General features: G+C 57.7%; 20 protein-coding genes and 1 tRNA gene. 8 read left to right on the top strand and 13 right to left on the bottom strand.

Annotated features, from left to right (window positions below; genetic code table 11):
• Positions 1-33: 33 nt before the first annotated feature.
• The gene (locus E5J99_RS04960; RefSeq protein WP_135496617.1) at positions 34-627 is read right to left on the bottom strand and encodes a hypothetical protein; all 594 of its coding nucleotides are present in this window, start codon (positions 625-627) and stop codon (positions 34-36) included.
• 406 nt (positions 628-1,033) lie between these two features.
• Here E5J99_RS04960 and thiL point away from each other — a divergent pair, with 406 nt between their 5' ends.
• The gene (gene thiL / locus E5J99_RS04965; protein ID WP_135496618.1) at positions 1,034-2,062 is read left to right on the top strand and encodes a thiamine-phosphate kinase; all 1,029 of its coding nucleotides are present in this window, start codon (positions 1,034-1,036) and stop codon (positions 2,060-2,062) included.
• Between the two features lie 53 nt (positions 2,063-2,115).
• Here thiL and E5J99_RS04970 read toward each other — a convergent pair whose 3' ends face one another.
• From E5J99_RS04970 to E5J99_RS05005, 8 genes are all read right to left on the bottom strand, one after another.
• Complete coding sequence (locus E5J99_RS04970; protein ID WP_135496619.1) at positions 2,116-3,057, bottom strand: hypothetical protein; 942 nt, start codon at positions 3,055-3,057, stop codon at positions 2,116-2,118.
• A gap of 197 nt (positions 3,058-3,254) precedes the next feature.
• Positions 3,255-3,629 (bottom strand): hypothetical protein, encoded by a 375-nt coding sequence (locus E5J99_RS04975; RefSeq protein WP_135496620.1) that lies wholly within the window; start codon positions 3,627-3,629, stop codon positions 3,255-3,257.
• An 11-nt stretch (positions 3,630-3,640) separates the two neighbouring features.
• The gene (locus tag E5J99_RS04980; RefSeq protein ID WP_135496621.1) at positions 3,641-4,192 is read right to left on the bottom strand and encodes a hypothetical protein; all 552 of its coding nucleotides are present in this window, start codon (positions 4,190-4,192) and stop codon (positions 3,641-3,643) included.
• A gap of 487 nt (positions 4,193-4,679) precedes the next feature.
• Positions 4,680-5,819 (bottom strand): acyltransferase family protein, encoded by a 1,140-nt coding sequence (locus E5J99_RS04985; RefSeq protein ID WP_135496622.1) that lies wholly within the window; start codon positions 5,817-5,819, stop codon positions 4,680-4,682.
• Between the two features lie 591 nt (positions 5,820-6,410).
• The gene (locus tag E5J99_RS04990; RefSeq protein WP_167851993.1) at positions 6,411-6,938 is read right to left on the bottom strand and encodes a hypothetical protein; all 528 of its coding nucleotides are present in this window, start codon (positions 6,936-6,938) and stop codon (positions 6,411-6,413) included.
• Positions 6,938-8,344 carry a 23S rRNA (uracil(1939)-C(5))-methyltransferase RlmD gene (gene rlmD, locus E5J99_RS04995; protein WP_394345939.1) on the bottom strand — a complete coding sequence of 469 codons (1,407 nt, stop codon included), beginning with the start codon at positions 8,342-8,344 and terminating at the stop codon, positions 6,938-6,940. Before rlmD ends, E5J99_RS04990 begins: the two co-directional genes overlap by 1 nt.
• A 153-nt stretch (positions 8,345-8,497) precedes the next feature.
• On the bottom strand, positions 8,498-14,776 hold the full coding sequence (locus tag E5J99_RS05000) for a gliding motility-associated C-terminal domain-containing protein (RefSeq protein ID WP_135496624.1): 6,279 nt from the start codon (positions 14,774-14,776) through the stop codon (positions 8,498-8,500).
• Positions 14,777-14,863: 87 nt separating this feature from the next.
• Positions 14,864-17,095: a GEVED domain-containing protein gene (locus tag E5J99_RS05005; RefSeq protein WP_135496625.1), complete on the bottom strand. Its 2,232-nt coding sequence runs from the start codon at positions 17,093-17,095 to the stop codon at positions 14,864-14,866.
• A gap of 193 nt (positions 17,096-17,288) precedes the next feature.
• On the opposite strand from E5J99_RS05005, the gene E5J99_RS05010 reads away from it, so the two are divergent.
• Positions 17,289-18,095, top strand: coding sequence for an SDR family oxidoreductase (locus E5J99_RS05010; RefSeq protein ID WP_135496626.1), 807 nt, complete (start codon positions 17,289-17,291; stop codon positions 18,093-18,095).
• Positions 18,096-18,179: 84 nt separating this feature from the next.
• Here E5J99_RS05010 and E5J99_RS05015 read toward each other — a convergent pair whose 3' ends face one another.
• On the bottom strand, positions 18,180-18,602 hold the full coding sequence (locus E5J99_RS05015) for a hypothetical protein (RefSeq protein WP_135496627.1): 423 nt from the start codon (positions 18,600-18,602) through the stop codon (positions 18,180-18,182).
• A gap of 365 nt (positions 18,603-18,967) precedes the next feature.
• Between E5J99_RS05015 and E5J99_RS05020 the strand changes: the two genes are divergently transcribed.
• The 6 genes from E5J99_RS05020 (at position 18,968) to E5J99_RS05045 (ending at position 22,945) form a co-directional block, all read left to right on the top strand.
• Positions 18,968-19,043, top strand: a tRNA-Lys gene (locus E5J99_RS05020).
• A 131-nt stretch (positions 19,044-19,174) separates the two neighbouring features.
• Positions 19,175-20,080 (top strand): hypothetical protein, encoded by a 906-nt coding sequence (locus E5J99_RS05025; protein WP_135496628.1) that lies wholly within the window; start codon positions 19,175-19,177, stop codon positions 20,078-20,080.
• Between the two features lie 91 nt (positions 20,081-20,171).
• Entirely contained in the window at positions 20,172-20,504 is a 333-nt protein-coding gene (locus E5J99_RS05030; protein WP_135496629.1) for a helix-turn-helix domain-containing protein, read from the top strand.
• Positions 20,498-20,878: a hypothetical protein gene (locus tag E5J99_RS05035; RefSeq protein WP_135496630.1), complete on the top strand. Its 381-nt coding sequence runs from the start codon at positions 20,498-20,500 to the stop codon at positions 20,876-20,878. The genes E5J99_RS05030 and E5J99_RS05035 overlap by 7 nt, the downstream gene beginning before the upstream one ends.
• A 29-nt stretch (positions 20,879-20,907) precedes the next feature.
• The gene (locus tag E5J99_RS05040; protein ID WP_167851994.1) at positions 20,908-22,098 is read left to right on the top strand and encodes a VapE domain-containing protein; all 1,191 of its coding nucleotides are present in this window, start codon (positions 20,908-20,910) and stop codon (positions 22,096-22,098) included.
• A 232-nt stretch (positions 22,099-22,330) separates the two neighbouring features.
• Positions 22,331-22,945 carry a hypothetical protein gene (locus E5J99_RS05045; protein ID WP_135496632.1) on the top strand — a complete coding sequence of 205 codons (615 nt, stop codon included), beginning with the start codon at positions 22,331-22,333 and terminating at the stop codon, positions 22,943-22,945.
• Positions 22,946-23,418: 473 nt separating this feature from the next.
• Here E5J99_RS05045 and E5J99_RS05050 read toward each other — a convergent pair whose 3' ends face one another.
• The 3 genes from E5J99_RS05050 to E5J99_RS05055 are packed head-to-tail and all read right to left on the bottom strand — an operon-like array spanning position 23,419 to position 24,569.
• A complete protein-coding gene (locus E5J99_RS05050) occupies positions 23,419-23,985 on the bottom strand; it encodes an IS630 family transposase (RefSeq protein WP_262712967.1) in 567 nt (188 codons plus the stop codon).
• Complete coding sequence (locus E5J99_RS21175; RefSeq protein ID WP_167851996.1) at positions 23,982-24,365, bottom strand: helix-turn-helix domain-containing protein; 384 nt, start codon at positions 24,363-24,365, stop codon at positions 23,982-23,984. The genes E5J99_RS05050 and E5J99_RS21175 overlap by 4 nt, the downstream gene beginning before the upstream one ends.
• Before the next feature lie 45 nt (positions 24,366-24,410).
• On the bottom strand, positions 24,411-24,569 hold the full coding sequence (locus tag E5J99_RS05055; protein ID WP_262712968.1) for a cryptochrome/photolyase family protein: 159 nt from the start codon (positions 24,567-24,569) through the stop codon (positions 24,411-24,413).
• Positions 24,570-25,289: the final 720 nt, after the last annotated feature.

Here is a 25,289-nt window from a genome sequence, read left to right on the forward strand (position 1 = left end):
CGAATGGGACAACTACTTGCCGCCTTTTTATTGCTATTGCTGTAGCTCGAACAGAGGCAGGGGCTGGAGCTTACTGTATTTGCCGCCCAGCGTAGTCAGCGCCTCCTGGTGGAGCTGAACATAGTTGTTGAACTGCTTGGCCGCCTGGTCGTAGCGCAGGCGGAAGCCTACTACTTGGCTATCGGCCGTCTGAATATCGGTGGTGAGCTGCTGGACGGTGGCATCGGGCTGGCCGGCGGCGGGCAGGGCCAGCGCATACACAACCCGCAGCACCGAATCCTGCGCGGTATCGTAGGCGTCGATCTTGTCGGAGGCTGTCATCGACTGCTGGTCGTAGCGCCGATTTCTGAGTTGGTCGTTGGCGCGGGCCAGGGCTTTAAGCTGGGCTTTATCGGCGGTGGGCTGGCTTTCCAGGGCGCGCAACACCTGGCTGGTGGCTTTGATTTTAGCGTCGTCGCTGGCGGTCATTTTTCTCCAGCGCACGTCCACCGAATCGCGCAGAACGTCGAGCTGGGCTTTGGCGGCGGCGGGAGAAGTTAGGTCGGCGGCGTTGCCGGAACGGTCGGTTTTGCAGGCGTTGAGGTTGCTCAGCAGCAGGAGCAAAGCCATCGAAAGAAAGAGTTTCATGGGGCAAAAACGTCAATAATTCCTAAAATATTCCGCTGGCGGAGAAATTGAGCAAAGGTAAGCTCAACCGCTTATTCTTGCCAGCCTGCTGCATTTCTGTTTTTCGTTCAGCGAGAAGAAAGCATAGAAACCGGTTATGTTCTTCACCTCTTTTAGGCTGTGTGCTCAACAGGAAAGCATGCTCTATAGTCGTAAGACTTGCTCCTGAATTGGGAACGGCGTAAAAAGGAGCGTCATGCTGAGCCAAGTCGAAGCATCTCTGCTGCCAAAGTAACTTGATTACTACTGCGGTAGAGATGCTTCGACTTGGCTCAGCATGACGGCTAAATTCACTTTTTTTGTATTTGGGAACAAGGCTGTACGCTATGCGGCAGCCTATGCCCGATACGCCGTACTTTTGCCTGCTATGAGTGAAATAACCCCCCTGGAAAATCTTGGAGAGTTTGGCCTGATTCGCCGAATTCAGGATACGATAACCCTGCGCCAGCCCAGCACTACGCTCGGCATCGGCGACGACGCGGCCATTCTGGCACCGGCCGAGGGCCACGACCTCGTGGTCAGCACCGATCTGCTGGTGGAAGGTGTTCATTTTGATCTGACCTTTTGCCCGCTCAAGCACGTGGGCTACAAGGCCGTAGCCGTCAACGTGTCGGATATTGCCGCCATGAATGCACTGCCAACTCAGATTGTGGTCGGCTTGGCCATCGGCAGCCGCTACTCGGTGGAGGCTATCGATGAGCTCTACGAGGGCATGCGCCTAGCCTGCGAGGCCTACAACGTGGACCTGGTAGGCGGCGACACCACCGCCAGTCGCGGCGGGCTCACCATCAGCATCACGGCGATGGGCCAAGTGGCGCACGGCCAGGCGGTGCGGCGCAGCGGGGCCCAGCCCAACGATTTGCTCTGTGTAACGGGCGACCTGGGCGGGGCTTTCCTGGGGTTGCAGGTACTGGAGCGCGAAAAACAGGCCTGGTCAGCTGACCCCGACATGCAGCCCGAGCTGGAAAAGTACCCCTACGTGTTGCAGCGCCAGCTGCGCCCCGAAGCCCGTATGGACGTCATTCACGAGCTGCGCGACCTAGGCATCGTGCCTACCAGCATGATTGATATTTCCGATGGGCTGGCCTCCGAAGTGCTGCACTTGTGCAAAGCTTCGGGCACGGGCGCCCGGGTGTTTTCCGAAAACCTGCCCGCCGCCAACCCCATGCTGGAAGTAGCCGAGGAGTTCAAGCTCGACCCCATCATGTGCATGCTTAACGGGGGGGAGGACTACGAGCTGCTGTTCACCATCGCGCTGAAAGACCACGACAAAATCAAAAACCACCCCGATATCACCGTGCTTGGCCATATGACCGACCAGAGCGACGGGGTGAACCTGGTAACCAAGCAGGGGCAGGCCATTCCGCTGCGGGCCCAGGGCTGGCAGCACTTTTAAGTCGTATTGAAGCTGTAAGCAACAGGCCACTCACACGAGTGGCCTGTTGCTTTTCACCGGCTCAGGCCAAGCGAGTCGCGCCAGTGCAGGTCAGCGTTGTGGTGGGTGCGCCAGTAGTCGAGCAGAATGGTTTTGCGACGTGTGCCCCGGGTAGTGAGCCGCACGGCTTGGGCAGCGCCGGCTCGGTCGGCGTAGGTTTCTTCCCAGCCCAAAATGGAGTAGGGAAATGCTTTGGTGAAGTATATAACCAGTGTACGGTCGACCGGGGCCGGGTAGGCTATGGTGTAGGCGCTAGCCGGCGCGGGGCCAAATTTGCCCGCTGGCGCGTCAGTCAGCGTGAGCGTGGCGGCTTCGGGACGTAGCGGCTGGTGCGCCAGCCGGCAATATACGGTGCTCGGAATCAGCTGCTGCGCGCCCAGCGGCAAGGTAGCCGGGTCGAGGCGGATGCGGTTCCAGAGGCCATCTTCCAGCGGGGCCAGGGCCAGCTTCGCCTCCACGTCGCCCTCCGATTCGAAGTAGGATTTCTGGGACAGCGCGTAGCTTTTGGGGCGCAGATTGAGCTGGGTAAACGCATGGCCGCACCATTCCTGCACCGAGCTGGTCACCTTCAGCGTGTTCAGCCTGCCATCCAGCGGCGTGAAAACGGACGTGAGAATGGAATAGGGGTAAATGCCGGTGTTGAATTTCTTGTTCAGATTCAGCTTGAGCACCGGCACCGCATCCTGGGGCGCGGCGCTGGGGTTGTCGAGCTTCACCTGCTTGCTGCGGGACACATCTTCGGTCACGAATACCAGCACGGCTTCCCCTTGGTGAATTTCGCCGTAGCGGGCCTGCTCCAAGGTGTAGCTGCTCAGCTCGGCTTTGCCCTGCTGCCAGTACGTACTGAACTCCGGTGTGGGCACAAAGCTGCTGGGTAGCGACGCCGTTTCCGAAGGGGAGGAGGAGCAGTTGAGCAGCAGCAACGGCAGCAGCGTGGGCAGAAAGGTGAGGCGCATAGAGCAGGGAATACTAAGTACCAAAAGACCGTCATGCTCATCTGGCGTCTGCTGGCTGAAGCATCTCGCGTGAACCCCTTCCCAACCCCTCCCCTCCGGGAGAGGGGCTTAGGTTAGTGTGGCACGCGAGATGCTCCATTTTTTGCTGTATGCGCGGAATGCCCGGCAGGACGCTCTTTACTTCAAACGCGGTGCTGTCAGTCCTCGGGGTAGGGTACGAAGACGAAGTTGGTGAACTCCTCGTCGAGTACGAACAGGCAGCAAAACTCGTTGGGGTCTTTGTAGGTATGCTGAAAAGCTTCGATGCCCTCTTCGCCCACGATGCCCTGCTGCACAAACAATTCCAGATAGGAGGCAAATACGTGCCATTCCAGGTTGGCATCATCGGCATTCACGAGCAGGCTGCCGATGGGCACTTCCCGCTTGGCGAAGACGAAAATCGGGTATTTCGAAATATCCATCTTCCGCACCTGGGAAGAGGCTTCCATGAGCGTATCGGAAACGGTGGCGAAATCCTTGGTGATGGTGCCCAGGTATTTGCCGTTCAGCTCGGGGTCGTTGGCGTAGTCCATGTTTGGGTGTGTTAGGGCTGGTAGACTAATAGCGTCTTTCCTGATTCGATGGCCGCTATGGCCCGGTTAAGTTTGCGTTGGTTGGAGCCAAAATAGAAAGGCAGCCGCCCTTTACTCGTGCCGCCGTGGATTAGGTTGAGATATACCTTATTATCGGTTATCAGCGCAGTTGCCGTTTGCCCATGATTGCTCCACCATTTGTTATTAGCCCCGGCAATTACTGCAAATGGGGTATTGCTGCGCACCTCCCAACCAAGCGTCTTAAAAGCAAAAAGCACTAGATTTCGGTTTTCAACAGCTGACAAACCGGTTCCGACCAAAGTCAGGTCGTTCTCTCGGCTTAGACAATAGATGGCGCAGAGCGGCACACTGACCAGCGCTAGGCACAGCATGGGTATTCCATTGCTTGATCGGCCATCTTCCTGGAACTGTGCGGCAAAGAGAATACAGAAGACAAGGTGCAGAGAAGTTACCTGGCAGACGCCCAAAACGTCTCCGAACCAGTCCCGTTTGCGCAGGAGCCTGTTGCCACGAATAGATTGTGCCCAAACTTCTTTTTTCATCTTACTTCAGCTCCAGCAGCACCACATTCTCCACGTGGTGTGTGTACAACTACCGCTTTCTCAGCTCGGGGTCATTGGCGTAGGACATTAGTTCGTCGTGCTTCAGTCGCAACTCACTAACACGGCTAGTTGCTGGTGATTTTCTGATTCAACAAAGGCGATACTCTCCCGAATTAAGTGCCAACAGTTGCGCTTTTATTTTTGAAGCTGATACTCTTCATCGCCGTCAAAACCATTCTTTCGGTAGTCAAGCGCATCGTACTTTCAAGGCCGTTGAGAAGAAAAATGTTAGGCAGAATTGTCGAATGGTGTTTTTCTCGGCTGGTTATCTGCCAAAATCCCACAGACGATGCGGTCGAATTCTTATGTATCAGGCAGATAGAAACAGAGTCTTCATCCATACATCAACCCATTTCAACGAGTTCGATGGCGGGCGAAACTGGTATTAGCCACTGAGGCTGGCAGCAGGTGCGAGAAAGAAGCCCCATTATGCTACGGGCTGGGGTACTGCGGGGGCTGGCGCGAAACGGGTAGAAAGGCGCTTGCCCAGACGAATGGAAGGGCGCTCTACCAGGATGTTAAAAATGGTGGCCAGCACCAACGTAGCGGCCACTGCGGCTCCCAGCAACACCCAGAATGCCACCGCAGAGGTCGTAAACGGTGCCGCGAGTTTGTCCCAGTGGTCCATGATGTACACTACTACAAACCAGTGCAACAGATAGACGCTGTAGGAGATGCGGCCCAGAAACAGCAGCGGCCCCGTAGCCAGCCACCGCTGCAGACGTGGGCTGTTGATGATATAGGCCAGCATGAACGCTGCTGCTACGCCTGTCAGGTGAAACAAGTCGATCCGTAGCAGGCCCAAGATGTAGTTGACACCCTCGCCCAGCGGGTAGATGCGCGTGATGTGGCGCGACGAAAACATGGCCAGCACTACCAGATACAGCACATACCGGTAGCGGTACCAGGCGGCACGTCGGGCATCGGCGGTGGCCAGCTGGCGGAAATAGTAGGTCAGGAGCATGCCCAAGCAGAAGTGAATAATACCCCAGAATATCATGCCGCTGCCCAGTACGGCGCAGACAGCCAGCAGTAGCAGGAACAGCTGGCGGCTTTGGCGCAGCAGCAGTACCAGGAAGGGCATAAAAAGCGAAGCGGCCATTTCTACTTCCAGCGTCCAGGCTGGCGTGTACATATCGTGCTTGCCCCGAATCAGGAGAGCTTCTTCCAGCCAGTGGTGGGTGTTAAGACTAAAGTCGGATACGAGCTGCCCCAACGCGTCGTGGCGGTGGCCATAGAGGTAATATACCGCCAGCGCCGCCAGAAACGGTACGTAGAGGCGCACCACCCGGTTGATGACGTACTGCCGGTAGTGCGCCGCGTCGATGACGATGGATTCGTTGGGCTGGAAATACTTCCAGGACAACACCAGGCCGCTGAGCACGAAAAACAGCGAAACGGCATCACTGCCGTTAAAGACCATCGCCCCGAGCTTGAACTCCAGCGTCTCGTTCCAGCGCCAGCCAGTGAAGTGGTAAATAACAACGGCAAAGGCCGCCAGCCCCCGGACGCTATCCAGATAGTCGATGCGCTGAGCGGGGAGGGAGTTGGGTAACGGTTGGGACATCAGAGAAAAATAGATAGGGAAATATGGCTTTGCCCAAGGCGTAAGTAGCCCCCAGCGCAGGCCGAGCAATTTAAAGCTTATTGCGCAGTTAGTGGCTGCTGGTGTAGCTGATCGGGCAGCAGGTTTACTTTGCGGTCCTTTATGCCATAGGAAAAAGGGCTGCGACCTCGCGCAACACCATGGTGCAGCACGCTTAGAAAGATGGTATCATCTGCCAGCAGCGCGTAGGCAGTCTGGCCCACGAGGCTGTACCAGTTGCGCGGCGGCCAGGCAACAATAACCTGCTGGCAGATGATACTATCTTTCTCAACGAGCTGCACTAAAAGCCACCAGTGCCAGCCCGTAGTTGGCCTGAGCTATAGCGGTTTCGCAAACCGTAGACACCCGATGTAGAGACGCGTATTCGCGTCTCGTCGTTGAACGAAACCGGGCAGGCGGCACGAACGATGAGACGCGAATACGCGTCTCTACATCAGCCGGGTTCCACCGTTCACGAAACCGCTATATGTGGTGCCATTTCAACGTCCTTGGTGATGGTGCCCAGGTATTTGCCGTTCAGCTCGGGGGCGTTGGCGTAGTCCATTCCAGTTCTTAAAGTGCCTGATTAATTGTGTTGATTAGTAAGTGTAATCTTCGATTGTTTTTAAAAGAAAAAGGGACTCTGCCTTTCGTGTCAGAATCAGAAGCCATGTTTAGATAAATCTGGTTATCAGCGATTAAGGCAATTGCGAATGCATCGACCTCAAACCATCTTTTTGCGACATCACTACTAACTACATGCTGCTTATTTTGTAAAATCCCCCATTCCAGCTTCTTGAATACGCCTAGTAAAAGCAGTCGATTTTCATTAGCGCTAAGATGAGTTACAATCATAGTAAGCCTCCGCTCAGTAGCCAGACTATAAACGGCATAAATCGAAAGTGCGCCGATTGATACAAAAGACAACCAAGCGGTTACGAGGCTTTGAGTAGATGTGTTATGCCAGATGAAAACGGCACAAATAAGCCATAAACATAGGAGCAGTAATAGCCCTGCAAAACCGCCATACCAATTAATTGTGGCAGTCAAGTAACCTTGTTTAACTGATCTGGCTACATCCTTATCACTTAACCAAATCATTACCGCAATTCCAGCAGCACCACATTTTCTACGTGGTGCGTGTGCGGAAACATATCTACCGGTCGCACGCGCGTCACGGCATACGCCTCGTCCAGCATCTCCAAATCCCGCGCTTGCGTGGCGGGGTTGCAGCTGACGTACACAATGCGCGGGGCGCGCATTTCGAGCAGGCGGGCTACCACGTCGGGGTGCATGCCGGCCCGGGGCGGGTCGGTGATGACCACGTCGGGGCGGCCGTGCCGGGCAATGAACTCGGCGTTGAGCACGTCCTTCATGTCGCCGGCGTAGAACTCGGTGTTCGTTACGCCGTTGATTTCGGAGTTGATATACGCGTCCTTCACCGCCGATTCTACATACTCCACGCCCACGACGTGGCGGGCCTGGCGGGCCACGAAATTGGCAATGGTGCCGGCCCCGGTGTAGAGGTCGTACACCAGCTCGGTGCCGGTGAGGCCGGCAAACTCGCGGGTGAGCTTATAGAGGTTGTAGGCACCCTCGGAGTTGGTTTGGTAGAACGACTTGGGCCCCACGCGGAAGCGCAGGTCTTCCATCTGCTCATGGATATGTGGCTCGCCCTTGTAGCACACCACATCCAGGTCGTGGAAGGTTTCGTTGCCCTTGCTGTTGAGCACGTAGTTGAGCGAGGTGATTTGCGGAAACTTGGCGGCCACGAAATCGAGCAGCGGAATCAGCGCGTCGTGGGCGTAGTAGCACTGCAGAATCACCATCAGGTCGCCGGTGTTGGCCGTCCGGATGATGAGGTTGCGCAGGAAGCCTTCCTGGGTAATGAGGTTGTTAAAAGGCAGCGCGTGCTCCAGGGCATAGTTGCGGATGGCCAGCCGGATTTCGTTCGACGGCTCGGGCTGCAGCCAGCAGTGCTGCACGTCGATAATCTTGTCGAACCGGTTCGGGGTGTGGAAGCCCAGTACGCGCCGCTCGATGTCTTCGCCGGCCTGAATCTGCTCGTTGGTCAGCCAGCCGTTGTGACTGAAGGTATATTCGAGCTTGTTGCGGTAGTACGTCAGGGCCGGGGAGTGCTGAATGGGCTCAATCTCGGGCAGGGCCACCTTGCCGATGCGCTGCAGATTATCCTGCACCTGCTGGTGCTTGAATTTGAGCTGGGTATCGTAGCCCAGGTGCTGCCACTTGCAGCCCCCGCAGGTGCCGAAGTGCTGGCAGAACGGCTCCACGCGCAGGTCCGACTGCTTATGAAAGTGGGTGGGCACGGCTTCCAGAAAGCTCTTGCGGGCCTTCACCACGCGCAGGTCCACCACGTCGCCGGGGGCCACGCCCGTCACGAAGATGACCATATTGTTGTGCCGCACCAGGCATTTGCCTTCGGCCACCATGTCGGTGATTTCAATTTCACGGAATTGTTCCGTCGGGTATTTTTTCGATTTCCTCACAAGCGCAAAGGTAAGCACGGAACCAAGCGGATGGGGTCGGCGGCGCGGATTTTGTGCCGGGCGTTTCGGCCCGGCAAACCCAACAAAAAAGGCGCTCCAACCGAAGCGCCTTTTTACCGTGAAATCCGGGCCACTATGCCGCCCGTCCTGCGCTTACTTCACTACTTCAAACCAGCCTTTGTACGCCTTGCCATTGGCGAGCTTAAGCAAGTAATAGTACACGCCGGCGGGCTGTTCTTCGGCCTTCCAGTTGTCGTCGTAGGCAGTGGTTTTGTACACCTCCTTGCCCCAGCGGTTGAAGAAGCTCATCGAATAGCCCGAGTACAGCCCCAGGTTGCGCACCACAAACGCATCGTTCAGACCATCCCCGTTGGGCGTGATGACGTTGTAGAACACCAGGTCGTTGGTGAAATTAACGCAGGCCTCGTTGGAAGAAGACGCCAAAATCCCCGATGCAGGATCGGCGGGACCCAGGGCCACCACCCGGAAGCACTGGTCGAAACCCGCGGAGCCGGTCGGCAGTGTCAGCTCCAGGGTGGCCGCCGATACGGTAGCCACCACTTGGTCGGTACCGCTGGTGGCCGTGCGCAAGATCCGGTAGCCTTCCACCCCAAACCCTTTGTAGGCATTCCAGGCGAGTTTTACCGTGCCTTCCTGGCGGCCATCCCGGCTGCCTTCGGTGGCCGTAGCCGCCAGCAGAACGGTCGTATGCTCCTGGCTGGCCAGCGTGGTGCCGCAATTGTTGAGCAGCTCCAGCCGGTAGTCGTAGGCGGTGGCGTCGGCATCCACGCTGGTATCCGTGAAGGAAAAGGCCGTGTTGGCCACGCTGCCCACCACGGCGAAGGCCCCGGTGCTGCCCGCGTTGCGCCGCAGAATCCGGACCTGGCTGCCATTGTTGGAGGTCTCGCTCGCCAGCAGGGGAAGCGTGATGCTGCGGTCGCCGCGTTGTACGGTAGCCAGCTCCAGGGTCACCCGGGCATTATCGGGCCGTATGGTGAGCGAGGCCAGCGGTCCGGCGCAGCCGAAGCTGGAGCTTTCGGTAACGGCTACGGTGCGCGCCGCGCTGCCAGCCGGAAAGCTCACCCTAATCGTGCTGCTGCCATTGCCGCTCACGATAGTGCCGCCTGTTACGGTCCAGGCATACGTGGAGCCGGGGGTGTTGAGCACCGAATACTGCTGGGTGCCAAAGCCGCTGGGCGTAGGGCAAATGCTGGCTGGACCTGCTACCACTACCGCCGCCGGCCGTGGGTCGACGATAAACTGCCGGCTGAAAACCGGCCCGGCGCAGGTGCTACTATTCGTTTCCTGGGCCGTGAGGATGTGGGGGCCCGGGGCCGGGGTGGCGAAAGTAGCCGTGTTGCCCGTGCTGGTCACCGCCGTTCCGTCCAGAAGGAAGGTGTAGCTGGAAGTAGGCGCGCCCGGCAGCGAGAAGCTCACCGTGCCCCCGGCGCAAAGCCGGTCGGGGCCGGCAATGGCCAGATTAGCGGCCGGGGAGGGCCGAACCGTCACGGCCAGGGCCTGGCTTTGGCCGAAGCAGGTAATGGCGCCGCCGTTGGGGTTGCTGGTTTCCGTTACGCTTACGGTGCCCGTGCCTGGTCCATTCCACTGCACCTGCACCGTGCCCGGCCCAGTGCTGATTTGGGTGCCGCCCGTAATCTGCCAGGCATACACCGAGCCGACGGTAGGCGACACGGAATAAGTGTACGGCCCATTGGCCAGGCACACGCTGGCCGGACCCTGGGGCGTTTCGGTGTTCAGGCGCTGGTTGATAATTACGGGGAATGTTACCGGGTCGGAGTCGCACCCGAACTGGTTGCGGGCAAAGGCCTGGACGCTGGCCGTAGCGTTGGCCGCGCCCCAGTTCACGGTAATACTGGCCGTGCCGTTGCCGCTGACTACGGTGCCGCCCACTACCGACCAGCGGTATTCGGTGCTGCGCGGATTCACGATGCTGTAGACCACCCCCTGAATGGTGGGGCAAACGGAGCGGGCACCCTGGATGTTATCGGTGGGAGCCTGAGGGTTTACCGTGATGCGTACTGTATCGGTCACCGGGCAGTTCCAGGGAGCCAGAGCCTGTACCACAAACGTAAATATTTGGGGCGCGCTGGTGGAAGGCGCAGTAAATAGGGGCTGAGCGGCCGTCGGGTCATTAAGTCCAACAGCCGGGCTCCACTCATAACCATAGCCACCGCGGGCCAGGGTTCCCAGCCGTATCGACTTACCGGCGCATACGGCAGCATCCAGGCCCGCATCGGCTACGGTTTGCGGGTACACCCCAATCCGGACTGTACTGGTGGCTGAGCAGCCCTGGGTGTTGGTTACCGTCAGGGTATACTCAAGCTCTACTGCGCCGCTTTGGTTTGCCAGCTGAAACACGGGCTGAGCTATGTTGGGATTACTAAGATTGGTAGCCGGGCTCCAGCGGTAGGTGTAGCCCGCCACCGCTGGTACTCCCAGCACGGAAGCTTCTTTGGAACACAGCTGTCGGCCAGGGCCCGCGTTGGCAACGGCGGCCGGATTCACCGTGACTTGCACCGTTTTGGTATCGGTGCAGCCGGCCGCCGTGGTGACGCGCAAGGTGTAGGTCGTAGTGACCGGAACTGTGCCAGTGTTGGCTAGCGTCACGGTTGGGGCCACGGCGCTAGCACTGCTCAGGCCGGTGGCCGGGCTCCACTGGTAGGTGCTGCCGGCCACGGCGCTGGCGGCATTGCCCAGCACAGCCGAGCCGCCGGAGCAGAAGACTTTAGCGGTGCCCGCCTCGGCCACGGCGGCCGGGTTGAGCGTGACGACGACGATATCGGTAGCGGTGCAGCCTTCAGTCGTGGTGGCGGTGAGCGTGTAGGTAAACTGCTGGGGCGCAATGCCGGTGTTGGTCAGTAAGAAAGTAGGCTGGGCCACCGTCGTGCTGCTCAGGCCGGTGGCCGGGCTCCACTGATATGTGTAGCCCATTAAGGCTGATGAACCAAGCGTTTTGGCGTCGCCCGAGCAGGTGGCCACATCATTACCCGCATTGGCAACGGCTGCTGGGTTCACCGTCACGTCCACCGTTTTGGTAGCTACGCAGCCTGGACTGGTCGTTACGCGCAGCGTATAGGTGATGGTAAATGGGGAAGAACCTGTGTTGGTCAACGTTACGGTGGGGGCCACCGCCGTTGGGTTGCTTAAGCCGGTAGCGGGGGTCCATAGGTAAGCACTGCCCGCCACGGCACTACCCGCGTTGCCCAGCACGGCCGAGCCACCCGAGCAGAAGACTTTAGCGGTGCCCGCCTCGGCCACGGCGGCCGGGTTGAGCGTGACGGTGACGATATCGGTGGCCGTGCAGCCTTCAGTCGTGGTGGCCGTGAGCGTGTAGGTAAACTGCTGGGGCGTAGCGCCGGTGTTGGTCAGTAAGAAAGTAGGCTGCGCCACCGTCGCGCTGCTCAGGCCGGTGGCCGGGCTCCACTGATACGTGTAGCCCATTAAGGCTGATGAACCAAGCGTTTTGGCGTCGCCCGAGCAGGTGGCCACATCGGTGCCCGCATTGGCAACGGCGGCCGGATTCACCGTGACTTGCACCGTTTTGGTATCGGTGCAGCCGGCCGCCGTGGTGACGCGCAAGGTGTAGGTCGTAGTGACCGGAACTGTGCCAGTGTTGGCTAGCGTCACGGTTGGGGCCACGGCGCTAGCACTGCTCAGGCCGGTGGCCGGGCTCCACTGGTAGGTGCTGCCGGCCACGGCGCTGGCGGCATTGCCCAGCACAGCCGAGCCGCCGGAGCAGAAGACTTTAGCGGTGCCCGCCTCGGCCACGGCGGCCGGGTTGAGCGTGACGACGACGATATCGGTAGCGGTGCAGCCTTCAGTCGTGGTGGCGGTGAGCGTGTAGGTAAACTGCTGGGGCGCAATGCCGGTGTTGGTCAGTAAGAAAGTAGGCTGGGCCACCGTCGTGCTGCTCAGGCCGGTGGCCGGGCTCCACTGATATGTGTAGCCCATTAAGGCTGATGAACCAAGCGTTTTGGCGTCGCCCGAGCAGGTGGCCACATCGGTGCCCGCATTGGCAACGGCGGCCGGGTTCACCGTCACGTCCACGAAAGCGGTGGTCGTACAAATTTGGTTGGTAGTGACGCTAAGGGTGTAGCGCACCACCAGCGGAGTTGTGCCAGTGTTGGTGAGCGTCACGGTCGGGAAAGCCGCCGTGGGATTGTCCAGGCCCGTGGCCGGGCTCCACTGATACGTTCTGCCGGCCAAGCCATCGGGTGAGCCGCCGAGCGTGGCAGAGCCACCCGAGCAAATCGTTTTGTTCGAACCGGCATTCGCTACGGCGGCTGGGTTCAGGGTGATAGTCACTACATCGGTAGCGGTGCAGCCTTCATTCGTGGTAGCGGTGAGCGTGTAGGTAAATTGCTGGGGCGTAGCGCCGGTGTTGGTCAATAAGAAAGTAGGCTGCGCCACCGTCGCGCTGCTCAGGCCCGTGGCCGGGCTCCATTGGTACGTGTAGCCCGTCAGCGCCGCCGAGCCGAGGGTTTTGGCGTCGCCTGAACAGGTGGCCACGTCGTCTCCGGCGTTGGCAACGGCTACTTGATTTACGGTGATGATTACTTGGCGGGAAGTCGTGCAAACGCCATCGGTGCTGGTAACGGTGTAAGTGGTGGTTTGGGTCGGCGATACCGTAATGGTGGGGCCGGTAAAGGTCTGGTTGCCGCCCGTCCAGGTGTAGGAGGCCGCGCCACTGGCGGTAAGTGTCGTGGAGTTGCCCCGGCAAATTGTGGCGCTGGTGGGCGTCACGGCCAGGGCGCTGGCCGGCCGGATGTCAATATCCCGCGAAACCGAATCGGAAGGGCAGCCCAGGTTGGAAACGCCGCGCAGCGAGAGGCGGCCCGCGCCGGTCGTATTCCAGCGTACCTGCACCGTGTTTCCCGAATTAGGCCCCTGAATGCTGCCTCCAAACGCGCGCCAGAGGTAGGCCGCCGCCGTGGGGCCCGCTGCCGTGTAGGTGCGCAGCTGGCTCTGGTCGCAGATAACGGCGTCGCCGGTGATGCTGGTGGGGCCCGCCGCCCGGTTCACCCGGATTTGGAAGATATCTGCGACGCTTTTGGCCCCGCACGCCTGGTCGGTGGCCGTCACGACGATGTCGTAGAGCGTGCTGCGGCCGTTGCCACAGCGCGAGTTGAAGCTAAACAGGCCGTTGACGAGGCCACCGGTGCCCGTTATCGTCACGCTGCCCGTCGGGTTACCCGACTGCACCACGCCTTGGCTGCCGCCGAAGCTGGCATCGAAGGGCCCGGTACCGTCCAGTAGCACGCTGTTTACTTTCAGACTGATGGCGTTGCCGTCGGGGTCGGTGGCCGCCAGGTTGAAATTCACCGTTTCGCCTTCCTCAATGGTGAAAACCTTGTTGGCCAGCGTAGCGGCGGTGAACTGCGGGGCTTGGTTTGGCTGGCACTGCCGTGACACGAGCTGAATTTCGCGCCTGGTGGAGCCAATCAACACTTCGTTGCCGTTGATTTTTCGGAACTCCTTGACTTCCACGGCCACCACGTACCGGCCCTGTTGCGAGGTCGCATAGCGGCTCAGGCCGTTGCTGGCGTTGAGAAAAGCGTAGTTGCCCGCGCCCGGCCCAAACGGAGCCGTGGCCGAAAACCCGGTGTTATAGGTCACGCTTGGGGGCGGGGGGACAAAGGTGGGGGCCGGGGTGCCTACCGGGCCGCTGATATTATAGGGGGTGCTGAAGGAGTAGATCAGCCGGTCGCCGTCGAGGTCTACCGCGTTGTTGACCACGATGCTCGTGTCGCCCTGGCAGATAACGACCACGGCCGTATCCGAGAAGGTGGGCGAGCTGTTGGGCAGCAGGGGCGGAGCCATATCTACATAAATGCTCTGGTTCTGATTGTCGGGCTGGGCCAGGTTATTGATCGAGCGGTTGCGGGTGCCGTCGGTGTACAGCACGTAGTAGCCGCCAAACGATACGGGCAGGTTCACGATGGCCTCGTAGCGACACAGGCGCACGGGCGGAGGAGGGCCGCCGGGCAGCGAGCAGCCGCCGGGCAGGGGAGGGGTAATCGACGGATTGGAAACCCGGGGTAGGCGAAAGGTGCCCTGGGGCTGCTGGTCGTTCTGAGCGGGGCGGCCGGGGCAGCTCACTTGGGCGCAGCTGAAGCCCTGCGCCGCCTGTCCGCTGTTGATACGGGTGCCGTTCTGCTTGTCGTAGATGTTGATAAAGATATTGCAGCGACCATCCGGCACGTTGGATATGTCGTTGGTATTGGTGCATTCCCAGTTAATGTAGAGCAGCACCGTGACCCGGTAGCGGAACTGGGCGTTATCCGGGCCGTTGGCATCGAGGTATTTATAGCTCATTTCGCCACCTACCAGGTGCGATGCCGCCGCCGGCACCGCCCGCAGCCCCACCAGAAATAGCAAGAATATGAGGCCGCGTAGTAGAGTTGTTCGCATGTAGTGCGGTAGCAAAAGGGAGGAAATAGGGTAGGCCGCTACACCGTAGCGGCCTACAGAGGGAAAAATCAGCGTAGTACAGTTGTGCTATTCGCGCTCCACGCGGCGGGTGGCCGTGCGGCCGTTGGCATCGGTCACCCGAACCAGATACAGGCCCCGGGGCAGCGCCGTCAGGTCCAGGCGAGCGTCGGCAGCCGGGCTCAGGCGTAGCGTGCTGGCCAGCAGCCGGGCTCCGAGTACGTTATGCACCGTCACGCCGTAGGTGCCGGCGGCGGTGGCATCGTCCAGCCGCAGGTGCACCACGCCGGTGGCCGTCGGATTGGGAAAAATGCTCAGCGCTGGCAGCAGTTGCACTTCGGTGGCGCTGTTTATCAGGTCGATGCGCACCGAATAGTCTTCGGTTTCGGCATTGGCCTGGCTCTGAATGCAGGGCTGGGCCTGGTTCGTATTGGCCCGCATCACCACCCGCATGCGGGTAAAGCCCACCACGCCGGCCGTAGTCGGAATCGTGAAGGGGTTGGAAGACGTAGTGCCGGAGGTGCCGTTCACCAGCAGCTCGTTGGTGTCGAATACGCCGTTGCGGTTCAGATCCAGCCACATGGAGGTCGTGTGCTGGAAGTTCTGGTTGGTGGTCGTGCCCAGGGTATAGCGCTGGCCCTGGCGCAACACGATGGTTTGGCCGACGTAGTTGCCGTAGCCCGCAACATCCGCCCCCGAGGTATTGCTGAAGGGAGTAGTCGTGCCGGTTACCGCCACGTTGGTTATCCACACGTTGTTGTTCAGCCCGCTGGAAGCGCAGTAGATCACGCAGGGAACCGAAACGGTAAGATAATTGGGGCGCGTAATCGTGTTTTGACCAAAGGCATTCGTAGTCGTCAGCGTCACGGTGTAGGTGCCCGAGGCGTCGTAGCGGTGCACGGGGTTCTGCTGGTTGCTGGTGGTGTTGTCGCCAAAGTTCCACAGCCACGCACTGGGCGCGTTCTGGCTCTGGTCGGTGAACTGCACCGGATTCACGCAGCTGGTCGGAATGTAGTTGGAAGTGAAGTTGGCCACGGGCGGCATCGTATTGGCCCGAATCGTGACGGTGTAATCTTCCGCTTGCCCCAGCTGGGGCTCCACGCACGGGCCGGCCGGCGCCCCCACATAGTCGGACAGCACGCGCAGGCGCAGCGGCTGGTTTTTTACGGCCGAAGCGGGAATGGTAATAGTTCCGTTCGGGTTGGTGCGGTTCAGCCCTTCAAACAGCAGCTCCGAGCTGCTGAAGCTGCCGTCGTTGTTCAGGTCCAGCCACACCCGCGTATCCTGCGGGTTGCTGGGCCCGGTAGCGACATTCACGGTGTAGCTATTGCCTTCCGTCAGCTCTACCCGGCTGGTGCAGGTAAAGTCCTCATAGCCCGCCTGCGCGTCCATCGATGTTTTGATGAGCGTGCCTACACTAAACCGCGTAATTCCGTAGCCGCAGCAGTACGCCGACGTGTTGGGAATACAGCTGGCCGCCACGGGCACCGCCGCGTTGTAGGTGATGTAGTTGGTCCGGGTTCGGGCATTGGTTCCGGCCGCGTTGGTAGCCGTCAGCGTCACGGTGTAGGTGCCCGCTGTTGCGTAGCAGTGGCGCGGGCTCTGGAGCGGGCTGGTCGGGGTATTGTCGCCAAAATTCCAGACCCACGAGGTGGGGGAGTTCTGGGTCTGATCCGTGAACTGCACGCAGCCGGAGCAGGTCAGCGTTTGGTCGGCCACAAATTCGGCCACTGGCGGCGCACTGCTTGCCACGGCCGTCACGGCGTAGTCCTCCGTCTGCGAATAGAGTGGCGTAGAGCACGGCGTCGGTATCGGCGAGTTCACATAGTCGGCCGCCACCCGCAGGCGCAGGCGTGTGTTCAGAGTGGCCCCGGCGGGTAGGCGCACCACCCCGGTATGGACGCGCTTGGCCTCCGAGCTGAACAGCAGTTCGCTGGTGGCGTTCAGCGTACCGTCGTTGTTTAAGTCCAGCCACACCCGCACGTTTTCGTCGGCGTTGGCATTCGTCCTGACCGTAATGGTATAGTCCGTGCCCACGGTCAGGGTAGCGCCGCCGCTGCACGAGTAGTCACGGTAGCCATCCTGCACGCCTGCGCTTGTCGTGTTAATCGTGCCCAGCGTCACGTTCAGAATACCCATGCCAAACGGGTAGTTGCTGCTGGGCGCGGAGCCGGGCGTGCAGGTCGAGGTGGCGGCGGGACATTGGGCCTGCGCCGGCGGGCTTAGCGCCAGCAGCGGCAACAGCACGAAAGAGCCCCAAAAAAACGACGCAGAGCGCCACACGCGTAAAGTTTGCATCATATAAGCCACCAGAAAAAGTAGGGAGTTTCCGTTCCTAAATGTAGCGACTAAATCCAGGACAGGAAATAGACCAGATAGCCGCCGCCGCGTTTAAGCGGCGGGCTAAAAAAGCCTGCTCAACCTGCAAAAACCTGTAGTTTTGGCCCCGGGTTAATCCAGTAAATGTGCTGGTACGCCTTCAAACGATAGGTGTATGCAAGGAAAAGTGGTTCTTATTACGGGCGCTACCTCCGGTATCGGACGGGCCTGTGCTGTCGTCTTTGGCTTGGCCGGGGCCAAAGTAGTCGTGACGGGCCGCGACGAAACCCGGCTGGCAGCCACGGCCACCGAGCTTAGCGGTCATGGAATTCTGCATCATACCGTGCGGGCCGATGTGGGCGTGGAGGCCGATTCGGAGCGAGCTGTGGCAGAAACCATTGCCGCTTTCGGTCGCCTCGATATTCTCATCAACAACGCGGGTATTTCCATGCGGGCTATGTTTCAGGATGCGGACCTGGACGTGATACGGCGGCTGATGCAAACCAATTTTTTCGGCACCGTCTATACTACCAAGTTCGCCCTGCCGCATCTGTTAGCCTCGAAAGGCTCTATTGTCGGCATCTCCAGCATCGCCGGCTATCGGGGGCTGCCGGGCCGCACAGGCTATTCAGCTTCCAAATTTGCCATGCAGGGTTTTCTGGAAGCCCTCCGCACCGAGTTGCTGCCCCAGGGTGTCCATGTGTTAGTGGCGTGCCCTGGCTTCACGGCCTCCAATATCCGCCAGACTGCTTTGGCGGCCGATGGCTCATCGCAGGGCGAGTCGCCGCGCGATGAGGGCCAGATGATGAGCAGCGAGGAAGTGGCGCAGCATCTGCTGCGGGCCGTGCGGCAACGCCGCCGCGACTTGGTCCTGACCGCACAGGGAAAGCTGACTGTGTTTCTCAACAAGTGGCTGCCCGGCCTTGCCGATCGGTTGGTGCTGAATCACTTTCGCAAGGAAGAAGGCTCACCTGTCAAATAAACTACGCCGCCTGCCACGCTAAATTCCTTCTCAGTTTTTTTGTGGCTATTCATTCGTGTTCGTATCCGCGTGTTCCCCTCCTTTTTAGTCAAGTATAACTAGGTCAGCACGACGAATAAAGGCCGCTCGGTTGCGCCACTCCACCCGGCACCAAATGTCCTGCTGATCCTGTACCACTAGCCGGTCGCCGGCCCTGGCGGTCGTCAGCCACGTGGCGCCCGCACTCGGCCCTGCCATCAGGGCCGAGTGCGGGCGGGCCACCAAGCCTATCCGGCTGGAGTTTAGCAGGTTCAGGTAGACTCCCGTTCCCGCTAAGTAAAGAGCATAGGTCAGCCACCAAGCGCGAGTGGTGCCGCGCCGCACCAACAGCAGCACGCCGCCAGCTACTGCCCCAATCAGCAGCGCTTGTAGCACGGGGTAGTAATAGCGGCGAAAAGTAAGCAGGAGCTTGCTTTTCCACGAGTCCGAGTAGCCCGTCAGCCGATACGTCTGTGCTAGTTCTGTCATCTTGCGCCATACCACCTGTGTAGGTCTGCGCTGCTGTGCCAGACTCAGGTAATATAACGCCGTCGGATATTTCCCCAGCCCTTCTTGTACATAAGCCATACGCAGCAGTACGCGTGGCGAGGTAAGTCCTTGTCGCAACCCCTGTTGATATAGCGGGTATGCTGCTTCATAGCAGTTACGGGCGAACAACGAGTCTCCCTTAATAATAGCAGGGCTACCAGATTGACTAGTAGCTTTTTGGGGGAAAGTCAATCCGAAAAAGAGGAGAAATAAGGTGTTTTTCAACAAAGTATTTGGAAGTTTACGCTAGTGCTCCTACTTTTGCATCCGCAATCAGGGAAGACGATTTCTGGATGCAAGTAAATGATTCTGTAGCTCAGCTGGTAGAGCAGTACACTTTTAATGTACGGGTCCTGGGTTCGAATCCCAGCGGGATCACCAAAAACCTCGATTGCAAGCTGCAATCGAGGTTTTTTTGTTACTGGGCCCGCGAGTGGGACCGTTCCGTGTTTATTTTTTAGTCCTTTATTGGCTGTAGAGCGTAAAGAGCGGTAAAATGAAGCTTGTATTCTATGCCTTCGAGCAGTAAACATCCTTTTCTCTTTGTTCAGGAGTCAGCCAAGGTTTGGATTAAGGATGACTCCGTTCCTGCGATTAAGTCTACGAAGAACACGATTACTGATCAAAGGCCAAGGCTTCCACGGCCTGAGGGAGGACTCGAGAACCACTTAGCGTTTCCGCTCTACTTGGTGCGTGATCAGAAAGGCAACGATACTGCTGCTGCTGCCGAAGTTTGGGATACTATGCTCTTACGACGTCTGCTACACGGCGGCGACTATAACTACCACCTCGAAGATGCAAATCCTTCCAAGGGCTATTGTATACAATTGCTTCGCTTTCACTACGATAAGCTTTCCGGTTCTCCGCAATACAAGTTTGCTTCTTACTTACGCGAGTTACTGGAAACAGAGCAGGAGCACCTGGATACGCTGATTCGCATGCTTTATTCAGAGGATATCACAAAAAATACTGATACGAGTGATAGTCTACACCACGAGTTAGCCGACGCTTGGCAAGACAGATATGACCTCTTGCAGTATTGTCTTGACTGGATGGATAAACGGCGCAAGCAACTGAAGACCCAATTGCAGAATGCGGGAAAGGAGGTTAATACATCTTCTCTAATTACTGGTAAGGTGAAAACCCTGGCCTATCTTATCCTTATTCGTTCAGGCCTTGTGCCCCTGCTACAGGCCGATGCAAACCGCCATGCTCAGCTAGAATATATTGTTGAGCAAACCGGGTTAAAAGCTGATACAGTCTTTCGGTATCTAAAAACAAAACCTGGTGGAAGTCAACAATATTTGATTTACACGAAGGATAATAAGATAGAGGCTTTGGACTATCTATTTACATTGTCAGGGGAATACGACAAGAGTGCTTTGAGCTATCCCCTAGAATTAAGGGGAGCTATATAGGTATGGAAATTCAAGTAAGTTTCCGTTAACGGCTCCTTAACGCCGCTTTACCGGACCTCTATCATTGCCCTGTATTTAACACACAGGTAAAATGAAAGAGCCACCCTATTTCGAAGCGCCGATGGTATTGTTAACCTTTCCGCAGCTGCGCGGGATGTTGAACAGTCTCCTCGACGAAAAGCTTGCCCTCATGCTCGATGCTGTCGGCAGAGGGCCCAAAGCCAGAGATGTTGAATACCTCACCACCCAGCAAGCACTGGATTTTCTGCATCTCTCCAAACCGACGCTAAACAAGCTGCGCCGGGAGGGACATATTCTAGCGCTGAATTCATCCGACAAGCGGGTACTCTACAAGCGCAGCGAACTCATTGCGTATTTGGAGTCTGCTAAGCATAAGCAGAAGGGAGGTCGGTCGGTATGCTGAACGAGCTGACAACACTGCGCCGGTTGACTTTGCAACTCATCAAGCAGTTACATGCCTGGGAGTTGGAAAGCCCTGGCACAGGCCGCACTCCTCGGGCGCTGGAACGCATGGATACCGTGCTTAGAACGTTGCGTATTATCCTGTCTCTGGGTGGCAAACTGGCAGAAATGGTGCCCGGCAGCTCCCTGGAAGCGCAGCAGGAATGCCCTATGTTCTGGTATCAGCTGGAAACCGAAATTGTTTCTCTTCACAAACGGGACTCACAACTTGATGGGGTAGTGGTCGAGATTCAAAAGGCAGGTATTGGCACAAAAGCCTCTTGCAACTACGCTCGTATCTGTGTGACGTCCCCTTTGGAGGACCTGCTGGTATGAAAAAGCCCACGCAATCCTCTTCCACCCCAATGGAAAAACAAGCCAAAGGAAATCAGAAGCTGGCCGCCGTAGAGGACTACCTCCAGCACCATTACGAGACGCGCTTCAACATTGTCAAGGAAGTAGTAGAGTGGCGCCCGGTTGGTACCACTGCCCCGTTTGAACCAATGACTGATTATCGGATCAATAGCATCAGCCGCGAATTGACCCACAACGAGTGTCCCATGCACGCCGATGCGTTACATCGTCTCCTGGCGTCTGATTTTACGCCTCGCGTGGACCCGCTACTGGAATACTTTACGGGTTTGGGGCCCGTTTCGGCAAGCGGCTTCATAGCACAGTTGGCCGCGACGGTAACAGTAGCAGATCCAGGCATCTTCGCCCACTATTTCACGAAGTGGCTGGTCGCCGTGGTCGCCAACGCGTTGACGGAAACGGGCTGTCAGAATCATACTTGCCTCGTGCTGACAGGCGGGCAGGGCCAATACAAAACGACCTGGTTGGAGTTGCTGTGCCCACCGCTGTTGGCGAAGCAGTACCTGTTCACGGGTAAGATCCATGTAGAGAGTAAGGATTCCCAGCTTTTGCTTTCGGAGTACCTGTTCATCAACATTGACGACCAACTGCGCACGCTTAACAAGCAGGACGAAAACTCGCTCAAAACACTGATTACGCAGCCTTCAGTGAAGGTGCGCCGCCCCTATGGTCGTCTGATAGCCGAGTTGCCGCGTCGTGCTTCTTTCATGGGGAGTGTCAATGGGGCTGATTTCCTGACGGATCCTACCGGCTCCCGGCGCTTCCTGCCCTTCGAGGTGGAAGCCATTGATATCCGGGTGGCCAAGCAAGTTGACATTGAGGGAGTGTGGTGCGAGGCGTATCACCTTTGGAAGGCAGGGTATCAGTATTGGTTTGATGAAGAGGAATTGGCTGTAGTTCATGACCGAAACCGCCAATTTCAGCACGATACCCAGGAATATGACTTGGTTGCCGCTCATTTCAAACCGGGCGCTACCTTCCTGACGCTGGCCCAGATCAAAGATCATCTGCAGGCCCGATCCACGTCGCGTACTCTGCAAAATAAAGCCTTAGGCGAAGCCCTGAGCCGCCTGGGTATGACGCGCAAAGTGCAGCGCTTCGGCAAAGATGGCCGTGTAGGGGGCTATTACGTGCAGGAGTTGCACCAAGCAGAATGGGCGGGTTCGCCGCCGCTACTGCCTTAATCCGGAAATGTTCCACCTTTCTTCTCGTGCCAGCCGTGCCACTTGTTCACGCGGCTCTCTGTGCCCTTTTGTGAGCTGGTAGTCGCTAGGTGTCACGTGACACCTAAGGCAGGGAATGGCTGAAAACAACTCCTGTGGGCTCTGGCACGGCTGTCACGAGAAGAAAGCAGGAACACTTCTGTCAACGCATTCCATGCGCTTTACTAACCATCTCACTTTTTACCTCTCTAGTATGAATTCCTCAGAAAAAAGCTGCCTCATCTGTGACAACCCGCTATATGGTCGTGCTGATAAAACCACTTGTAGCGATGCCTGCCGGGTACGACTGCATCGGCAACGTCAGAATGATGCCTTGGCGGAAATCCAGGAAGATAAAATGCCACTATCCTCACAACGCCATACACCGCTCGACTTGCCTTGGCTAACCCAGGGGTTGCCACCTGCTAGACCGGCTACTGTCCAAACCCGATGGGAGCAGGAGCCAGAAAACCAGGAGGAGGCAGCGGATCGAAAACGCACCAGCGAAGTTGCCTTGGCGAAAGAGATGCACCAGCATTACGTCAAGGTTGTTGAACCCTTTTTACAGAAAGAACAGCAACGGCTTTCTGCGCCTCAGTTGAGGCGGATGCTTCGCTTCAGCATTGACGCGTATGAAGATTATAAACAGCATCCGCACCTCGCAGAGGAGGGGAGTAGAGCCCAGAAGTGCCAGAAGGATTTACGCGGCATTATCAGCTTGCTGCAAGATACTCTCCAGGAAGCGAAGGACAGTTGGCTTAGTGACACCGGCCGGTACGAGCTGAATACGAAATGGAGAAAGCAGCTACGTGACCGGTTGCTGGGATAAGTCAAAGCTGTTACCTACATCCGTTACAGTAACGGTATTATAAGTTGAATTGGGAGTAAACCGTTACAAGTAGTAACACTTCATAAGTAAATGTACAAAGGCCTCTCAATAGCAATTGAGAGGCCTTTGGTATGAGGTGGTTTAAGCAGGACGGATAAACAGGGCGTGTATTTCTTCTGTTGTGGCAACCACAATCAGCGGGGCGTCGCCTGCTACACGGCGTAAATACGACGAGACGTTCAAGCCGAGGCCATCGGGTTAGATAGCGAGAGCCGCCGCCCACAGGTGGCCGCCCGGCAGTTCTGCTGAACTGGTCGAGGCCAAGCTCGAAATCAGTCCCCATGTCGCCTGCTACCCTACTACAATTCAGCGCAGCGGCACTCTTCGCGCGGCAATCTGGCCTCCAATCACTTCAAAAGCCACCTTCAAATAACGTCCAACTTGTGTCCGACTCAATTAGAGCAATTCCCAAGTTACTGTACATGATAGCCACAATGGTCAAACCAGTTCTTGGCATCCTGCTGACTTATCCACTCAGTCGCCACTTGAATCGGGGCTTCCAACGCCTCGCGGGTGCGGGCCTGGGCCGTGCGCAGCCAGGTTTTGAGTTTGCTAAAAGCGAGTTCGATAGGATTGAAATCGGGCGAATAGGGCGGCAGATACAGCAGTCGGACGCCCCGTGCGGCGACAATTTCGGCCAACCCGGCCACTTTGTGGGCCGGCAGGTTGTCGAGCACGACCACGTCACCGGACACGAGCATGGGGCCGAGGATGTGGGTCAAGTAGGCGGCGAAGACCTCACCGTTGACGGCTCCACTCACCGTCATGGCCGCTTGCAACCCGTGCGAGGTCAGCGTGGCCACCAACGTTACATTTGGCCCGCCGTGCAGCGGCACCCCGTTGCCCACGCGTTGCCCGCCTTTGGCGCGGGCGTAGCGGCGGCAATAGGTGAGGTTGGTACTAGTTTCGTCCACAAACTTAAAACAAGTAAAATCCTCTTTCTGAACTGCTTCGACAAAGGCTGCCCGCAAGGCCCTCACCCGTTCAGTGTCGCGCTCGGCGGCGTGGAAGCTCTTTTTCTTCGCCGCCAATCCAGCGCTTGCACGGCCCGTCCCAGCGCGGACTGGCTCATGGCCGGCCCGCCGACCGCCGCCAGCCAGACCCGCAGCTCGTCCAAAGTAGCGGCCGGGGTTTGGCGCAAGCAGGCGCTCAACTGGTCCAAAGCCAGGCCATCCAGGCGGGAGGCAGGACCCCGGCCTGGCGGCAAGGCTGCTGCGTTGCCGTGCGTACGGTGGCGGCGCAAGAGCTTCGCCACAAAGGAGAGCGAGACCCTAAACTGGGTGGCCACCGCCTCCTGCTTGCCCCCAGCCTGGCAGGCCGCCACGACCCGCTCGCGTAAATCAAATGAATAGGCTTTCATGACCGAAGCTAAACTAAAAACATGTACACTAACACGGGAACCGCTCTAGATCAACTCAATTTCGTACTTAGAGAACCTCTCGCGGCTTTCGGCGTCAAACGTCCATTTGCCGCCCGTGGGCTGGCCGTTGATCTGTAGCCGCTGCTGCTGCTTACGCTGAGCCACGTAAAAAATGAGCCAAAAAATATCTTTTGCGGCCGTCAAAATACGTATTTGAGGGCTCCATCTAGTTCAAAGATTTGGTGCTGGGGTGCACCGTGAGGGCCGAATCAGCGGCCACCGCTGTTTCGATGTGCCGCTACAGCCAGTCGGCGACTTGGTCGATGACGTGCAGTTGGCGCAGGTCGGCGGCTTCAGCCAGCACAATCTACTGACGCACATTGGCCGTGAGCAGACTAGCCTTTACCTAGTCGCAGACAAAGCCCGTCGTGTTATCTGCTGCTACACCTGCATGCTGACCCGGTGCAGAATCAGCTTCTGCTGCTGAAAGAAAAACTGGGTAAAAAAAGTGGCTCTTTCAATAGTGCCGCTAGCCGACCTGGGTACAGCGCCGCGTGCTCCCGGTAGAGCTGTTGTGGGAACAGGATAATATAGAAACTTTTCTATGCTTGGCGCCACTAGAAAGGTCTACTCTCTTCTAAGTTTTGTTCTTTAACATAATCGTATTCATATACAAGAATTGTATATATAAAATATTGTACAATATTTGTTTGTGTGTTGGCCTTCTATGTACAAAGATAGCTTTCTGCTAGTCCTCTAGACGGTCTCGATTCATCAATTTCAAACACTTGCCTGAAGGGTGTAATTCAAATCTTCGCTTGGCTGCTTTTGAGTAGTTGGGTGACGAGGTCGAACTTTCGGCTTTTGTAGGCTACGCGTAGCCGTAGCAGATGGTCGCAACCGTGGTTGGCCCAGCGCTGGCCG

The sequence above is a fragment of the Hymenobacter elongatus genome (genome assembly GCF_004745955.1).
Taxonomy (GTDB): Bacteria; Bacteroidota; Bacteroidia; order Cytophagales; family Hymenobacteraceae; genus Hymenobacter; species Hymenobacter elongatus.

Coding starts and splice junctions, on each gene's coding strand:
- E5J99_RS04960 (WP_135496617.1), bottom strand. CDS start 627: ATGAAACTCTTTCTTTCGATGGCTTTGCTCCTGCTGCTGAGCAACCTC.
- thiL (WP_135496618.1), top strand. CDS start 1,034: ATGAGTGAAATAACCCCCCTGGAAAATCTTGGAGAGTTTGGCCTGATT.
- E5J99_RS04970 (WP_135496619.1), bottom strand. CDS start 3,057: ATGCGCCTCACCTTTCTGCCCACGCTGCTGCCGTTGCTGCTGCTCAAC.
- E5J99_RS04975 (WP_135496620.1), bottom strand. CDS start 3,629: ATGGACTACGCCAACGACCCCGAGCTGAACGGCAAATACCTGGGCACC.
- E5J99_RS04980 (WP_135496621.1), bottom strand. CDS start 4,192: ATGAAAAAAGAAGTTTGGGCACAATCTATTCGTGGCAACAGGCTCCTG.
- E5J99_RS04985 (WP_135496622.1), bottom strand. CDS start 5,819: ATGTCCCAACCGTTACCCAACTCCCTCCCCGCTCAGCGCATCGACTAT.
- E5J99_RS04990 (WP_167851993.1), bottom strand. CDS start 6,938: ATGATTTGGTTAAGTGATAAGGATGTAGCCAGATCAGTTAAACAAGGT.
- E5J99_RS05000 (WP_135496624.1), bottom strand. CDS start 14,776: ATGCGAACAACTCTACTACGCGGCCTCATATTCTTGCTATTTCTGGTG.
- E5J99_RS05005 (WP_135496625.1), bottom strand. CDS start 17,095: ATGATGCAAACTTTACGCGTGTGGCGCTCTGCGTCGTTTTTTTGGGGC.
- E5J99_RS05010 (WP_135496626.1), top strand. CDS start 17,289: ATGCAAGGAAAAGTGGTTCTTATTACGGGCGCTACCTCCGGTATCGGA.
- E5J99_RS05015 (WP_135496627.1), bottom strand. CDS start 18,602: ATGACAGAACTAGCACAGACGTATCGGCTGACGGGCTACTCGGACTCG.
- E5J99_RS05025 (WP_135496628.1), top strand. CDS start 19,175: ATGCCTTCGAGCAGTAAACATCCTTTTCTCTTTGTTCAGGAGTCAGCC.
- E5J99_RS05030 (WP_135496629.1), top strand. CDS start 20,172: ATGAAAGAGCCACCCTATTTCGAAGCGCCGATGGTATTGTTAACCTTT.
- E5J99_RS05035 (WP_135496630.1), top strand. CDS start 20,498: ATGCTGAACGAGCTGACAACACTGCGCCGGTTGACTTTGCAACTCATC.
- E5J99_RS05040 (WP_167851994.1), top strand. CDS start 20,908: ATGGAAAAACAAGCCAAAGGAAATCAGAAGCTGGCCGCCGTAGAGGAC.
- E5J99_RS05045 (WP_135496632.1), top strand. CDS start 22,331: ATGAATTCCTCAGAAAAAAGCTGCCTCATCTGTGACAACCCGCTATAT.
- E5J99_RS21175 (WP_167851996.1), bottom strand. CDS start 24,365: ATGAAAGCCTATTCATTTGATTTACGCGAGCGGGTCGTGGCGGCCTGC.